This is a genomic window from Enterococcus sp. AZ167, assembly GCF_051714025.1.
In the GTDB taxonomy this organism is placed as follows: Bacteria; Bacillota; Bacilli; order Lactobacillales; family Enterococcaceae; genus Enterococcus_D; species Enterococcus_D casseliflavus.
The window spans coordinates 517,627-532,500 of sequence record NZ_JBIORB010000001.1; the positions used below are offsets into that span (position 1 = coordinate 517,627).

The window sequence follows — 14,874 nt, forward strand, 5'->3', positions numbered from 1 at the left end:
TGAAGAATCAATTCTGATTCATCAGTCCCATAAATTATAGAGCCAAAAAAAGAGCAACTATTGCGGCAGTTACCTGCCCAAGAGTTGCTCTTTTTGCTTATAATTGGATCAGCCAATAGCCGATCAAAATGATTCCTAAAACGATGCGATACCATCCAAATACGGTAAAATCATTCCGTTTGATGTAGTTCATCAAGAAACGGATCGCGATGATCGAAACGATGAATGACACGATGGTTCCTGTCAATAAGATGACGGTTCCTTGGAAATCAAAGGCATTGCCATCTTTCAAAAACTTGAAGATTTTCAAGGCACTGGCACCAAACATGGTGGGAATACCTAAGAAAAATGAAAATTCAGCAGCAACATAACGAGAAGCGCCGATCATGATAGCACCTAAGATAGTAGCACCAGAACGAGAAGTTCCTGGGATCAATGCCAATACTTGGAACATTCCTACGATCAATGCCGCTTTATAGGTGAACTTGTTCAAATCGGTACATTTTGGTGCTTTATTTTTGTTGCGTTTTTCTACCACGATAAAGCCGATCCCATAAACGATCAAGACGATCGAAACGGAGAAAAAGTTGTAGAAGTGCGCATCTAACCAATCATCTAACGGTAATCCGATAATAACCGATGGCAAGACCGCCACGACGACTTTAAACCATAACGTCCATGTATCTTTTTTCTCTAACTCATTTTTCTGCGGTGAAAAAGGGTTTAGTTTATGGAAATATAAGTAGACGACTGCTAAAATCGCACCCAGTTGTATGACAACATTGAACATCGTCATAAACTCGGGAGTTACATTCAATCCGATAAATTCGTTGGCTAGAATCAAGTGACCCGTGCTGCTGATTGGCAGCCATTCCGTGATCCCTTCAATGATCCCAAATAAAATCGCTTTTATGAAATTTGTAAAAAACATTGGTTCAGTCCTTTCTATGACAAAATACAACTCTTAGTATACCGTTTCCTGATTCGAATACCAATCTTTTTCCTAAAAAAAGGGGGCAGTTTTTAAAACAAAAACTGCTCCTTTCTTAAAGAAATTGATCAACTGCCAAAGGTTTCTCTTAGGATAAAAGTTCTTGAGAGAGTGCTAAGCCTTTTTTGATGTAATCGGTATTGCCCACTTCAGCAATCGTAAAGCTGCCATCTTCGTAGATCAGTCGAGTGACCGAGCCATTTTCAATATCCATGCGAACATTGTTCTCATCATTGATCAGATGCAAAAGAAAAGCGATCGTTAAGCCGTGAGACACAACTAGCGCATTGCCGCCGCCTTTTTTCTCAACGCGGTAGGCGATATCTTCAAACCCTGTTTTGACACGTTCGGTCAACACATCAAAGGTTTCCGCCCAATTGGCTGTATCTGCGTGATAGATCGCATTGGCGATCGCCTCAAACGAGACATGATTGGCAATCATATCATCGTAATCAGGAAAGTCAAGAATCCGTGGCAGAACGCCCCACATTTCTGCATCATAGGCACCTTCAAGTGAGCCAAAGCACCATTCACGAATCCGTTTGTCGATATGATAAGGGATCTCTGGTCCTCTGACATGTTCACCCAGTATCAGACGCATCGTTTCGATCGCGCGGCCGCTGTCACTGGATACTGCTTCCACAAAATCCACATCTCGTAACCCGAGTCCTAAATAATGGATGCCTTGTTCACCAGTACGAGTCAATGGGGTGTCGCACCAGCCTTGCACACGCTGCAATGTGTTGAACATGGTTTTCCCGTGACGCACGACATACAATTCCGTTTTTGCCATAAGTAGTAATTCCTCCTTTGGTTCGTAATTCGTTTATGCGTTAAAAAACGGATTGGTCCGTTTCTCAATCTCGATCGTTGTTGGTTCCCCGTGGCCAGGATAAACGGCCATCTGATTCGGTAAAACAAAAAGTTGCGTTTGGATGCTGGTCAGCAATTGCTCAAGGTTGCCAGTTGGTAGATCGGTCCGACCGATGCTGCCTTTAAATAAGGCGTCTCCAGAAACGACAAACTTGTCAAAAATAAAACTGACGCTGCCGATGGAATGACCTGGGGTTGCAACAACCTTAAAGGACATGCCAGCTATCTCGTACTCTTTCAATTCTAGCTCGAATTCTGCTGGACGTGCGGTGATGGTTCCTAATTCAGGATGACGACCAGAAAGGTTTTTCATAGGATCACTTAGCCATTCTTGCTCAAGTGGACTAACGTAAACGGGGATCTGATAATAATCCCGCAAATGGTCAACTGCGCCGATATGGTCATAATGAGTGTGGGTCAATAAAATCGCTGCTGGTTTTGCGCCTGTTTTTTCGATCTCAGCGATCAATCTCGCTGCTTCTGCTCCAGGATCAATAATCAACAAAAAATCTTCTTTCCAAATAAGGTAACAATTTTCTTGAACGGGTCCTGTCACTAAACCAATGATTTTCATGCTAAAACCTCCTAGGATCACAAATACTTGTGTCTGACTATAAGTATAGCTTAAAGTATAAGAGGAAACAAAGAAAGGTTTTTAGGAGTGAAAAATTAATGATAGAAACGATGAACACAGAAGACAATCGTCAGGCGATCTGTCAATGGCTCAATTATTCAACGAAAAAAACAGAGGCAGTGAGTGCCTTTTCCGATCAAGAGCAGCTTTCATTTGCATTTTTTGACAATCACGATCAACTTGGTGGGTTGATTGGGAAACGGACAGGTAATACGATTCATATTCAATTGTTTACAGTTGATCCAAACCATCAGAATCAAGGGGTGGGGAAACAATTGATGGCAGCACTTTTCGATCACGGTAAAAAAGCGGGGTGTCGTTCCGTGACAGTTACCACCCAAGACTACCAAGCGCCACAGTTCTATCAAGCAGTCGGCTTCGAACAATTTGCTGTGCTTTCTGACACGCCTGTACTTGGCACGGATAGGCTTTATTTCGTGAAGATGCTGTGACCACCCTATGGCAGGCAGGTGATAAGGCTAACCAATAGTTTGATGAGAGAAAAGCTCAGAATTATTGTGGGAATTCGAAAATTTTTCTAAGAAACCGCATTAGCAAAAAACTGCTGTTATACTAATTAAAATAAGAAAGCGCGTGTTTCGTTTGAAACTGGTCTAATTTTTTCCTGCAGCAGAAACATTCGTCGTGACTAAGTTCGGGGAAAGTAAGTGTTCAGGACCTTGTGTTCGTTTTGATTGGTATACATCAACTTTTTGTAAGAAGGTGTTTTTTATGAAAAAATCGCTCCAATTCTTTTTCACTGTATGCTTTGCTGTGCTTCTTTTAGCGAGCTGTGGTGAGGAAGAGCTATCCATCGATGATTCGAAAGAAGTTTCTGAAACCGTTACTTCCGCCTCAAAAGCGGTTGAAAATGGCGACCTTGATTTGATGTTGATCCAAGATGAGAGTGTCATCTTTCCGCAAAGCCAAGGGGTTTATGATTTCCATGAGAATGAGTTGACGATCGTTAAGCAGTATTTGCCGATGGCAGACTTAGAAGATAGTTCAGCCAGCTCTAGTGATGTTGCCTTGTATAAAGGACAAATCGAAAGTGATTTTCAGCGTCATTTTTCCCATTCAGAGGTACAGTTGTCCAACGATCCTTATCAAATTTATGAGATCACCTATCAAGATGCCTCATACATCGTCGAAGGAAAACGTTTGACGATCATGGCAGATGGGCGAACCTTTGAGTTCACCTTAGATCCCAATAATCAGAAGGCCTATGATCAAAATGGCGTTAGCTATGACATTCAGGTCGATCAATAAATTTTCTTAAAAACATATTCCTGCTTTACTTGCTTAGGTGAGTAGAGTAGGTTTTTTTGGTAACCTTTCGTCAAACCCATTCTCTGGAAGTGGAAATGGCGTTGATTACCTGATGAGAAGGCATTTTGCCGCAAGTGATTTTTTTAGAGATCAAACCTGTTTGGATAGGATACTCTCCGCAGAGGATGAAAAGCTGTTTCTGTTCGCTTTTCCAAAAGTGATCTATCCGCTATAATGGCAAACGAGAAGGTGAACACGTGTATAAAGGAAAAGTTGCGGTTAGAAAAATCGTAGAATTTATTTTGCGCAGAGGCGATATTGATAGCCGCAAAGTCAGTAATCATACCGCACAAGAAGGCGCCCGTATCCATCGCCAACTACAAAAAGAGGCTGGGGATGCGTATCAAAAAGAAGTCTTTTTCAAACGAGAAAGCCAAATTGAGAAAGATTCGATCACTGTCGAAGGACGTGCCGATGGTCTCTTTTTTGATGCAGCTGTTAATTCTTGGGTGATCGATGAGATCAAAACTTCAGAACCAGCTTTCGAAGATATCCCTGAAGATCAAATCGATTTGTTTTTTGCCCAGGGAATGGTTTATGCTTATTTGTTTTTACTACAAGAAAATGAACAAGCAGCGCTTAATGACAGTGAAAAACAAGAGAAACCAGAAGCAGAAGCTACTGCTGATGGAGAAAATGATCCGAGGAGACCCATCGATCGGATCGCCGTACAATTGACTTATTATCAAACCACTGAAAAGCTGACCACCCGTACGAGAAGAACATTTCAGTTCTCAGAATTAGCTGTTTTTTATGAAGAATTACTTCAGGAATATCATAAATGGTTAGTTTTTCAAGAGAATTGGCGCCGTGTCCGCAATACGTCTTTGCAGCTGTTGTCTTTTCCCTTTGAAACCTTTCGCAAAGGGCAGCGAGAGTTAGCAGCAGCGGCGTATAAAACACTAAAAAATGGCAAGCGACTTTTTGCGGAAGCGCCAACGGGAACTGGAAAAACCATGTCAACGCTGTTTCCCGCATTAAAAGTTCTCGGGGAAGAAGGGGCAGATCGGGTCTTTTATCTGACGGCGAAGACGATCACCAGACAAGTGGCTGAAGATGCGTTGAGCAAGTTAGCAGACAACGGTAGTGAAACCAAGAGTGTCACGATCACTGCCAAAGATAAAATTTGCTTTCTGGATGAACGAAATTGTACGCCAGAGCATTGTCCTTATGCACAAGGTTATTACAATCGAATCAACGAAGCTTTGTGGGATCTGTTGCATCACGAAAACCAAATAACCCGAGAAGTGATCGAGACTTATGGAATGAAGCATACGGTTTGTCCCTTTGAGCTTTCACTGGATGTCAGTGTCTTTTGCGATGTCATTATTGGTGATTATAATTATTTGTTTGATCCAACCGTTTATTTACGGAGATTTTTTGAAGAGCCAGACGAAGAGTATTTCTTTTTAGTGGATGAAGCCCATAACTTAGTTAATCGTTCGAAAGAAATGTATTCCGCAACGATCTTACGACAGCCATTTAAGGAATTAAAGAAGAAGCTGCCGAAGGATCAACAGAAATTAAAACGCGCACTAAACAGAGTTGATAAAGAATTTGCGGCTTTAGCCCAATTAGCAAAAGAGGAAGGATGGTCATACCACCATCAAGCAGCTCCCCATGAAACAATGGTCAATCAGCTATACAAATTAGCTGAATTGATGAAGGAATGGTTGCCGGCAAATCCTGAGCATGAATTGCAAGAAGAAGTGCTGCAAGTGTATTTTGAAGCTAACCATTATTTGAAGATCAGTGAATTTTATGATGATCACTACGAAACGACGGTGGAGATCGACCGCTATGATATCAAACTACGGCAATTTTGCATCGAACCAGCGCCGTTTTTGGAATCCGTGTTAGATAAGGGCAAGGCCAGCCTGTTGTTTTCTGCGAGCTTTACCCCTTTGTCGTATTATCAAGAAGTATTAGGTGGCGGCGATGAAGCTTTGCGCTATCGCTTGCCAAGTCCTTTTGATCCGAAAAATCAGGGGATTTTTATTGCGGACTATATCCAAACGACATATCGCCAACGTGAAGCCAGCATTCCTGCGATCGTTGATGCGATCCAGCAAATGACGGCAGCGAAAGCGGGAAACTATATGGTCTTTTTCCCATCTTATCGTTATTTGGATGAGGTGGCGGCAGCATTTTCTCAACAGGCGCCAGAGGTGGAGGTCTTGATTCAGGGGACTGCTATGAACGAAGCAGAGCGCGAGGCGTTTCTTGCGCAGTTTCAATCTTTTGACTCGCAACAATCATCCTTGCTGGATAAAAGTCAAGACGAACCAAAGAGTCAACCAAAAACTTTGGTGGCATTTTGTGTCCTTGGAGGAATTTTTTCTGAAGGGATCGACCTAAAAGGCGATCGCTTGATCGGTGCAGCGGTGGTAGGAGTCGGACTGCCGCAAATCAATCACGAGCAAGAATTGATTCGGGAATATTACGATGAGAAAAAGGCAGCTGGCTTTGCGTATGCCTATCAGCTGCCAGGGATGAATAAAGTCCTGCAAGCAGCCGGTCGAGTGATTCGGGATGTCAGCGATCGTGGCGTGGTGTTATTGCTGGATCAGCGCTTTCGGACACCGCGTTACCAAGAACTTTTCCCACTGCATTGGCAGCATGCCTTGCAGATTCGTCGGCCGCAAGAGTTATCAAAGGCATTGACTCATTTTTGGCAAGAAAAAAACTAGAAGCAGAGCTTTCAAGAGCGGTTGCGCAAAATCAGTAGATAAAGCTGATTTTGCCTAACCATCACGTTAGACTCTGTTCTAGTTTTTTTGATTAGCGATAATTTGTAAATTGTAAATCGATCGTCAGGGGCAGTTTACGCAACAATTGGATCACCTCTTGCAGATCGTCACGACTTTTGCCTGTTACCCGAATTTGATTGTCTTGAATTTGGGTTTTAACTTTTAGCTTGGCGTTTTTGATCGCTGTCGTTATTTTTTTGGCGTTTTCTTTATCGATGCCATTGATCAATTCTGCCGTTTGACGAGCTTTTGCCCCCAAGGCATGCTCCGTTTCGCCAAATTGAATATTTTTCGTTGGTACATTCCGTTTGATCAGCTTCGCAAAGAGCACATCTTTGATTTGCTCCAACTTAAATTCGTCATCTCCAACGATCGTCAGTTTGCCCTCAGTCATCTTGATTTCTACCGTGGAGCCTTTAAAATCAAATCGGTTTTTCAATTCTTTTTCCGCCTGTTGAATGGCGTTTTTCACTTCTTCTGTGTTGATCTCAGATACGACATCAAAACTTGCTTCTTTTGCCAAAATCAATCACTCCTCTCATCTCTTACCTATGATTTTAACATGGAGGCGAACGATGCGGGAATGAAAAGTAAATTTTTGCAAATAATTGTTTCATTTTTTCACACAAACTGCTATTCTTTGGAAGGAGATTTTTAGTGAAGGAGCTAGATCATTGTGAGTAAGTTATTAACGAAGCACGAACAATCAGAACGATTGAAAAAAATAGGGGTTATTTTGCTGTCAGGTATTACTGCAGCCATTGCTTTAAATTTCTTTTTGATTCCCGCAAACGTTCTTTCTGCTGGGATGAACGGGGTCGCCCAATTGATCGTGGCACTTGCCTTGGAACATTTTGGCGTTCACCTTAGTACAGGGCTGTTTATTTTCCTCTTAAACTTGCCTATCTTTGTTCTTGGGTTCATCAAACTCGGGAAATCATCGACACTATTGAGCTTTATCAATGTCGTTGTCGTTTCCGTCTTAACGATGATCCTTCCGCAAGGAGCGATCACTGACAATATTTTGGTTAACGCTTTGCTAGGTGGCGTACTGTTAGGCGTCGGCGTTGCGTTTTCACTGAAAATGGGTTTTACCACCGGCGGAATGGATATTCTTTCGTTGATATTATCAAAAACGACTGGAAAAACAGTTGGTAAATATATGTTTATTTTAAACGGCATCATTGTCATGGTCTCAGGTTTCGTCTTTTCTTGGGAAAGTGCCTTGTACACGATCATTTCGATTTTCGCAATGAGCTACGTTGTGGACATGCTGCACACAAGTCATCAAAAGGTAACGGCAATGATTATTACGACCAATGCGGAAGCTGTTGGGAAAAATATTTCTAAGCATGTGTTTCGCGGCATGACTTTGTTCCCCTCAGTCGGAGGGTATTCAGGCGTACCTGGCAATATGATCATGATGGTCGTGACGCGCTACGAGATCTACGATTTAGAACAAGCCGTTTTAGAAGCTGACGGCAATGCGTTTATTAATTTTGTGCCGACCCAATCAATTACAGGCCGTTTTGCGACAGATGATGAACAACGGACCTTTAAAACGACAGGGGTCTTCCCAGAACTGAAAATACACAAGAAAAGCCGTCCATAATCAAGGATCGTCCATTTACAAATCTTGCAAAAGAAGGTATTATTTGAAACAAGAATTAAAGGAGGTCTTCAACCGTGGCATATACTGAAGTAGAAGCAGAAGCAATCAAAGAGCGTGTCTTGGCTGCCTTGGAAACCGTGATTGACCCTGAGTTGGGGATTGATATAGTGAATCTAGGCTTAGTTTATGAAGTCGAATTTGATGCAGAAACAGGCAATACCGTAATCAAAATGACCTTAACAACAATGGGCTGTCCCTTAGCCGACGTATTGACTGAATCGATACACGAAGCACTAAGCGATATTCCAGAAGTCAAAAATCCAGAGGTGAAATTAGTCTGGTATCCCGCTTGGACGACCGATAAAATGAGTCGTTATGCACGGATTGCTTTGGGGATTCGTTAAGGATTTTCAATCATAGAAAGTTGTTTCATATTTGTTAACTAGATGGAACAAGCTGTTTTCTTAGGTGTCGGACAGTTGGCAAAATGAGGATATAAACACAGAACTCTTTTATTAACTTTGAAAAAGTTGGTAGAAGAGTTTTTTTATAGAATACTTTCTTAAATAAACAGTTACTTGGTGAAAAAGTTATGCTTTTTTACTAAAAGCATTAAAGAAAATCATATATTTTTAAACCTGAAAGCTCAACGTATTTTCCATTCATATGACAACTCAAAGTGAGTTAGTATTTAACTTTGCCGAAATAGTAATACTTTCTATAAACCTTCGATCATTTTGACAAAAAAAGAGCACAGAATAAATTCTTATTCATCCACATTGATAACCTTAAGGTGCATCCCAGAAAACATGTCTAAAGAAAAGTTACTGAATTTAGTCAGAGACTTTGGGATACGATGAATTTTCCTTAAGGAGTCAATGTAGAATGAAGAAGGATGATTCTAGGAATGTTTTTTCAAAGGTCATGTGATTTCATCCTAGCAACTGACTCTTGGTTAACAAATATACAAATGTGTTCTATGCAACCATACATATAGGAAAACGATAGCCAAACTACAGTTTCGGTCAATCATTTAGCGAGTTACATATTTTTATTAGAGATTCGAGATTAATTAATTGAATTAATGTATAATTATAGTTAAGTTGTAAAAATGATTTGGTTGATTCCCTTGATCATAAAAACAAAAAAGGAGTGTGTTTTGTGGATTTTCTATTTACTTTATTTGCTTTTATTTTCGTCGCAGTTATCTTATATCATATTGTCGAATTCTTAAAGGATCAATCTACGCCAGAAGTGGCAGTACTTGCCACGCTAGTAGACAAACGAATGACTAGTAGCACGAATATTGCTGCAAACGGCTTTACGAATCAATCCATTACCTATTATCTTTTATTTGAAATCGCAAGTGGCGAAAGATTAGAATTTAAAGTAGGGTATGGAAAATACAAATTATACGTCATCGGAGATACTGGAGTGTTGAGGTATCAAAGAAAAAGGTTTAATTCACTTGATAGGTAAAAAATTTGTATGTATATAGTATGTGTTTATTCGTTTTCAATTTCAAAAAAAGTTGAACAGTCAATTAAAATACTCCTATTCAAGTGTCTTATCATTTGAAATGATTTGAATTGTACGCTTTCGATGGAAAACGCAAGTATCATCGAGTAACACTTGAGAATTTCTACTTATGAGGTCGCATAAATAAAACCAAAACCGAAGGAAATTTCCTGCGAGGAATGGCTTAATTTAGTTCACCCATTCGATTTATTGGCGGAAGTGATGAGCTACGGATAGTTTTTAAATACTCATAAATAGAATAGATTGCTTCACCAAAATCTCGTGACTCATTGTTACGAGGTTTTTTGTTTTTTACGTGACTTCAGAAATAATTGCAAAAAGGAAAAATCGTTCTTGGTTTTTCACAAACATTTTCTCTTTCAAGTGACAAAGTCGTTGCCGTTTTGGGTTAGGAAAGATTGGGTTGCTGACGATCCAATGGTTAAAAATTGCGGGTGTGAAAACGATTATTGGCATTGATATTCAATCAGAGAAACTGAAACAAGCATTAGATTTAGGTGTCACCGATACGATCGATCCTAGTGTTCAAGACCTTGAAAAAGAGATTTCTCGGATAACGGATGGTTTAGGCGTAGATATTGCAATGGAATGTGCAGGTACTAAAATAACCGAAGAACAATGTCTCTTAGTGACAAAAAAAGACGGGAAAATTGGATTTCAAGGGATCACTTATTCTGATGTTTTGATTAAGCAACGGGCATTTGAAAAATCTTTCGCAGTGAATTAACCATTAAGGGTTTTTGGAATAGCTATTCTGCGCCTTTCCCAGGCAAAGAATGGTTTGATTCACTCACCTTTTTAGAAAGCGGACGCTTAAGTGCCAGTCATATGATTTCCCATCGCTTTCCGTTAGAATATCTTCAAAGAGCATTTGATTTAGCGGTAAATAGAAGTGAAAGCTTTAATAAAATCATGATCATGCTCTAAAAACTAAACATTTGATTACAGCACAAACAGATTGTTTTCAAAAACCATTTTTATTCAGCAAGCTTTAACAAGCTGCTATGGATATGGTTTTTTGATTTGCTACAGTGATTAAATAGGTTGCTCCTTCTAAAACCTGTCCCAATCAAAGACCCGTTGCATTTTCAGAAATGAAACGGTAAACTAGTTGAAAAGATTGGAGGAATGAATCAATGTTAGCTACGAATTTTGGGAAATTTACATACGAAAATCCGTTTATGAACGCCTCAGGAGTCCATTGTATGACGATCGAGGAATTAGATGAATTAGCGGTATCAGCAGCTGGATCATTTGTCACAAAGAGTGCAACGCTAGAAGCACGTGCCGGAAATCCAGAACCACGTTATACCGATTTACCCTTAGGAAGCATCAATTCGATGGGATTACCAAATCTAGGGGTGGACTACTACTTAGATTATGCCATCAAAAAACAGCAGGAAATGACTCAGCAAGCGCCTTTCTTTTTCTCTGTCGCTGGTATGAGTGTGGCTGAAAACATTGAGTTATTGAAGAAGATCCAAGAAAGTGATTTTGAAGGAATCACTGAGTTGAATCTTTCTTGTCCAAACGTGCCAGGAAAACCACAAGTTGCCTATGATTTTCCTTTGACCGATCAAATTCTTGAAACAGTCTTTGGTTTTTTCACAAAACCTTTAGGTGTCAAATTGCCGCCATACTTTGATTTGGCTCACTTTGATGAGATGGCTAAGATATTAAACAAGTATCCGTTAACCTACATCAATTCAATCAATAGTATTGGGAATGCTTTATTCATCGATCCTGCTACTGACTCGGTAGTCATCAAACCAAAAGGTGGTTTTGGTGGTCTCGGAGGCGAATATGTGAAACCAACGGCATTAGCCAATGTGCGGGCTTTCTATACACGTCTCAAGCCAGAAATCAAAATTATTGGTACAGGTGGGATTCGTAATGGTCAAGATGCGTATGAGCATTTGTTGTGTGGTGCCTCTATGTTGCAGATCGGCACAGAGTTGCAAAAAGAAGGGCCGGCGATCTTTGAACGATTGACGAAAGAATTAGAAACGATCATGAAAGAAAAAGGATATCAATCAATCAGTGAATTTCAAGGCAAACTAAAAACGATTGATTAAAACGACTTTCTATCATCGTCTGTTTCTTTTTATAGAAGAAAGTCATAGAAGAAAGGTGGGGTTAAATGGAGAAATTTCGTAAAACAACTGAGGGCGATTTAACGGAGTTAATGGCGCTGATTGAGGAAGGAATTGCTTTTTTAAAAGCTCAAGGATCACCACAATGGCAAAATGGCTATGGCCCAAAAGAAACTCAAATCAAAGCAGATATTGCAAAAGGTGAAAGCTATGTGTTAGTGAAAGATGGGAAAATCGCAGCGTCTGCGGCACTGGTTTCTGGTGATGATCCTGTCTACAACGCAATTACCGGCGCAGGGTGGGATGGAAACGGTCCGTATCTATCCATTCATCGCGTCGTTGTCAGTTCTCATTTTAAAGGGCAAAAGTTAAGTGCCAAATTGCTGCAAGCTCTTGAAGTGGTTGCATTAGAGCAAGGAATCGTTGATTTGCGTATCGATACGTATAAAGCCAATATTGGGATGCAAAAGAATATCCAAGCAGCTGGCTATCAATATAAAGGAGAGGTAACATTTCCTTTTCCGAATGGAGAGCGATTGGCGTTTCAAAAACGTTTGATCACAAACTAAACATTCTTTTTCCATTCTTGTCACTTGGCTGAAAGAATGGAAAAGGTGTGTCAAAGTGAATTTTTGGTATGAAAATGTGGATAATGGTTGTCAGAATCCTTTCGGCTTGCTAAGATAAGCACGTAAAGGACGGTGCCAAATGAAGAAAAGAATCAAAAAGAAAAAAGCTTATAAAAAATACATCCATGATATTTTTGCAGGTTATGAAGAAATGCTTGAAAATCCAGCGATCGATGAGAAGAAGTTCTCTTATTTGAAAGAAGAAACAACCTTAAAACGAGACGATCAAAATCAAATCCGTTTCCGTACGATCGATATTGATTAAACTACCTTTTGGGTAGTTTTTTTCTTTGTTTTTGTTAATTGGAAAAATTTCAGAAAAAAAGCTTGCTCTTTCATTCATAGAGTGATAAAGTATTCAACGTTGGCAATTGAGCCAGCGGGTCAAAACAACAGTTGAAAAATCTTCAAAAAAGACTTGACCAAAAATAAAACAGATGATATTATAACGAAGTCGCAATAATAAAACAGTTAATCAATGTTGATACATCAACAAAATTAATTGAAAAAAGTTGTTGACAAATAACAAATCATTTGTTATTCTAATTAAGTCGCTGAGGCAGCCGCTACGAAGTTGAAAAACAACGAGCGAAAAAAACTTTTAAAAAAAGAGTTGACAATCAAATGTCGCTCTGATATGATATAAAAGTTGCTAACACAGCACGGTAGACCTTTGAAAACTGAACAAAGCAAGCAAACGAACCAATGTGTAGGACGTTTCAATTTATTGAAACAAATACATGCAAGCAATAGCTAGCAAAGTTAATTTTTATGAGCTTAATGACCGTATGGTCATTCAAACAAATCATTATGAGAGTTTGATCCTGGCTCAGGACGAACGCTGGCGGCGTGCCTAATACATGCAAGTCGAACGCTTTTTCTTTCACCGGAGCTTGCTCCACCGAAAGAAAAAGAGTGGCGAACGGGTGAGTAACACGTGGGTAACCTGCCCATCAGAAGGGGATAACACTTGGAAACAGGTGCTAATACCGTATAACACTATTTTCCGCATGGAAGAAAGTTGAAAGGCGCTTTTGCGTCACTGATGGATGGACCCGCGGTGCATTAGCTAGTTGGTGAGGTAACGGCTCACCAAGGCAACGATGCATAGCCGACCTGAGAGGGTGATCGGCCACACTGGGACTGAGACACGGCCCAGACTCCTACGGGAGGCAGCAGTAGGGAATCTTCGGCAATGGACGAAAGTCTGACCGAGCAACGCCGCGTGAGTGAAGAAGGTTTTCGGATCGTAAAACTCTGTTGTTAGAGAAGAACAAGGATGAGAGTAAAATGTTCATCCCTTGACGGTATCTAACCAGAAAGCCACGGCTAACTACGTGCCAGCAGCCGCGGTAATACGTAGGTGGCAAGCGTTGTCCGGATTTATTGGGCGTAAAGCGAGCGCAGGCGGTTTCTTAAGTCTGATGTGAAAGCCCCCGGCTCAACCGGGGAGGGTCATTGGAAACTGGGAGACTTGAGTGCAGAAGAGGAGAGTGGAATTCCATGTGTAGCGGTGAAATGCGTAGATATATGGAGGAACACCAGTGGCGAAGGCGGCTCTCTGGTCTGTAACTGACGCTGAGGCTCGAAAGCGTGGGGAGCGAACAGGATTAGATACCCTGGTAGTCCACGCCGTAAACGATGAGTGCTAAGTGTTGGAGGGTTTCCGCCCTTCAGTGCTGCAGCAAACGCATTAAGCACTCCGCCTGGGGAGTACGACCGCAAGGTTGAAACTCAAAGGAATTGACGGGGGCCCGCACAAGCGGTGGAGCATGTGGTTTAATTCGAAGCAACGCGAAGAACCTTACCAGGTCTTGACATCCTTTGACCACTCTAGAGATAGAGTTTCCCCTTCGGGGGCAAAGTGACAGGTGGTGCATGGTTGTCGTCAGCTCGTGTCGTGAGATGTTGGGTTAAGTCCCGCAACGAGCGCAACCCTTATTGTTAGTTGCCATCATTTAGTTGGGCACTCTAGCGAGACTGCCGGTGACAAACCGGAGGAAGGTGGGGATGACGTCAAATCATCATGCCCCTTATGACCTGGGCTACACACGTGCTACAATGGGAAGTACAACGAGTTGCGAAGTCGCGAGGCTAAGCTAATCTCTTAAAGCTTCTCTCAGTTCGGATTGTAGGCTGCAACTCGCCTACATGAAGCCGGAATCGCTAGTAATCGCGGATCAGCACGCCGCGGTGAATACGTTCCCGGGCCTTGTACACACCGCCCGTCACACCACGAGAGTTTGTAACACCCGAAGTCGGTGAGGTAACCTTTTTGGAGCCAGCCGCCTAAGGTGGGATAGATGATTGGGGTGAAGTCGTAACAAGGTAGCCGTATCGGAAGGTGCGGCTGGATCACCTCCTTTCTAAGGAATATTTCGGAAGACTACACATCGTTTGCCTTTGTTCAGTTTTGAGAGGTTT

The 14,874-nt window shown here is 41.3% G+C and carries 13 protein-coding genes, 1 rRNA gene and 1 pseudogene; 11 read left to right on the forward strand and 4 right to left on the reverse strand.

Going from position 1 to position 14,874, the window contains the following annotated elements; genetic code table 11:
- Positions 1-97: 97 nt before the first annotated feature.
- The 3 genes from IGJ05_RS02390 to IGJ05_RS02400 all read right to left on the reverse strand — a co-directional run bounded on the left by IGJ05_RS02390 (position 98) and on the right by IGJ05_RS02400 (position 2,438).
- Positions 98-931 carry an undecaprenyl-diphosphate phosphatase gene (locus IGJ05_RS02390; protein ID WP_015509843.1) on the reverse strand — a complete coding sequence of 278 codons (834 nt, stop codon included), beginning with the start codon at positions 929-931 and terminating at the stop codon, positions 98-100.
- Between the two features lie 148 nt (positions 932-1,079).
- Positions 1,080-1,784, reverse strand: a complete 705-nt coding sequence (locus tag IGJ05_RS02395; RefSeq protein ID WP_005230175.1) for a histidine phosphatase family protein — start codon at positions 1,782-1,784, stop codon at positions 1,080-1,082.
- A gap of 33 nt (positions 1,785-1,817) precedes the next feature.
- Positions 1,818-2,438, reverse strand: coding sequence for an MBL fold metallo-hydrolase (locus tag IGJ05_RS02400; RefSeq protein WP_005230178.1), 621 nt, complete (start codon positions 2,436-2,438; stop codon positions 1,818-1,820).
- Positions 2,439-2,536: 98 nt separating this feature from the next.
- Here IGJ05_RS02400 and IGJ05_RS02405 point away from each other — a divergent pair, with 98 nt between their 5' ends.
- From IGJ05_RS02405 to IGJ05_RS02415, 3 genes are all read left to right on the forward strand, one after another.
- Entirely contained in the window at positions 2,537-2,950 is a 414-nt protein-coding gene (locus IGJ05_RS02405) for a GNAT family N-acetyltransferase (protein WP_375352789.1), read from the forward strand.
- Positions 2,951-3,230: 280 nt separating this feature from the next.
- Positions 3,231-3,767, forward strand: a complete 537-nt coding sequence (locus IGJ05_RS02410; RefSeq protein WP_016611127.1) for a hypothetical protein — start codon at positions 3,231-3,233, stop codon at positions 3,765-3,767.
- 257 nt (positions 3,768-4,024) lie between these two features.
- Positions 4,025-6,517: an ATP-dependent DNA helicase gene (locus tag IGJ05_RS02415; protein WP_225001372.1), complete on the forward strand. Its 2,493-nt coding sequence runs from the start codon at positions 4,025-4,027 to the stop codon at positions 6,515-6,517.
- Positions 6,518-6,608: 91 nt separating this feature from the next.
- Here IGJ05_RS02415 and IGJ05_RS02420 read toward each other — a convergent pair whose 3' ends face one another.
- Entirely contained in the window at positions 6,609-7,100 is a 492-nt protein-coding gene (locus IGJ05_RS02420) for a YajQ family cyclic di-GMP-binding protein (protein WP_005230187.1), read from the reverse strand.
- A 153-nt stretch (positions 7,101-7,253) separates the two neighbouring features.
- On the opposite strand from IGJ05_RS02420, the gene IGJ05_RS02425 reads away from it, so the two are divergent.
- From IGJ05_RS02425 to IGJ05_RS02460, 8 genes and pseudogenes are all read left to right on the forward strand, one after another.
- Complete coding sequence (locus IGJ05_RS02425) at positions 7,254-8,189, forward strand: YitT family protein (RefSeq protein ID WP_005230189.1); 936 nt, start codon at positions 7,254-7,256, stop codon at positions 8,187-8,189.
- Positions 8,190-8,263: 74 nt separating this feature from the next.
- A complete protein-coding gene (locus IGJ05_RS02430) occupies positions 8,264-8,593 on the forward strand; it encodes a metal-sulfur cluster assembly factor (RefSeq protein ID WP_005231940.1) in 330 nt (109 codons plus the stop codon).
- A 757-nt stretch (positions 8,594-9,350) separates the two neighbouring features.
- Positions 9,351-9,668 carry a DUF2500 domain-containing protein gene (locus tag IGJ05_RS02435; RefSeq protein ID WP_015509816.1) on the forward strand — a complete coding sequence of 106 codons (318 nt, stop codon included), beginning with the start codon at positions 9,351-9,353 and terminating at the stop codon, positions 9,666-9,668.
- A 442-nt stretch (positions 9,669-10,110) separates the two neighbouring features.
- A pseudogene (locus tag IGJ05_RS02440) lies at positions 10,111-10,655 on the forward strand (zinc-binding dehydrogenase); the annotation flags it as partial.
- 209 nt (positions 10,656-10,864) lie between these two features.
- Positions 10,865-11,803, forward strand: coding sequence for a dihydroorotate oxidase (locus IGJ05_RS02445; protein ID WP_074932577.1), 939 nt, complete (start codon positions 10,865-10,867; stop codon positions 11,801-11,803).
- A 65-nt stretch (positions 11,804-11,868) separates the two neighbouring features.
- Positions 11,869-12,390: a GNAT family N-acetyltransferase gene (locus IGJ05_RS02450; RefSeq protein WP_225001375.1), complete on the forward strand. Its 522-nt coding sequence runs from the start codon at positions 11,869-11,871 to the stop codon at positions 12,388-12,390.
- A 139-nt stretch (positions 12,391-12,529) separates the two neighbouring features.
- Positions 12,530-12,715 (forward strand): hypothetical protein, encoded by a 186-nt coding sequence (locus tag IGJ05_RS02455; RefSeq protein ID WP_005230211.1) that lies wholly within the window; start codon positions 12,530-12,532, stop codon positions 12,713-12,715.
- 541 nt (positions 12,716-13,256) lie between these two features.
- Positions 13,257-14,816, forward strand: a 16S ribosomal RNA gene (locus IGJ05_RS02460).
- Positions 14,817-14,874: the final 58 nt, after the last annotated feature.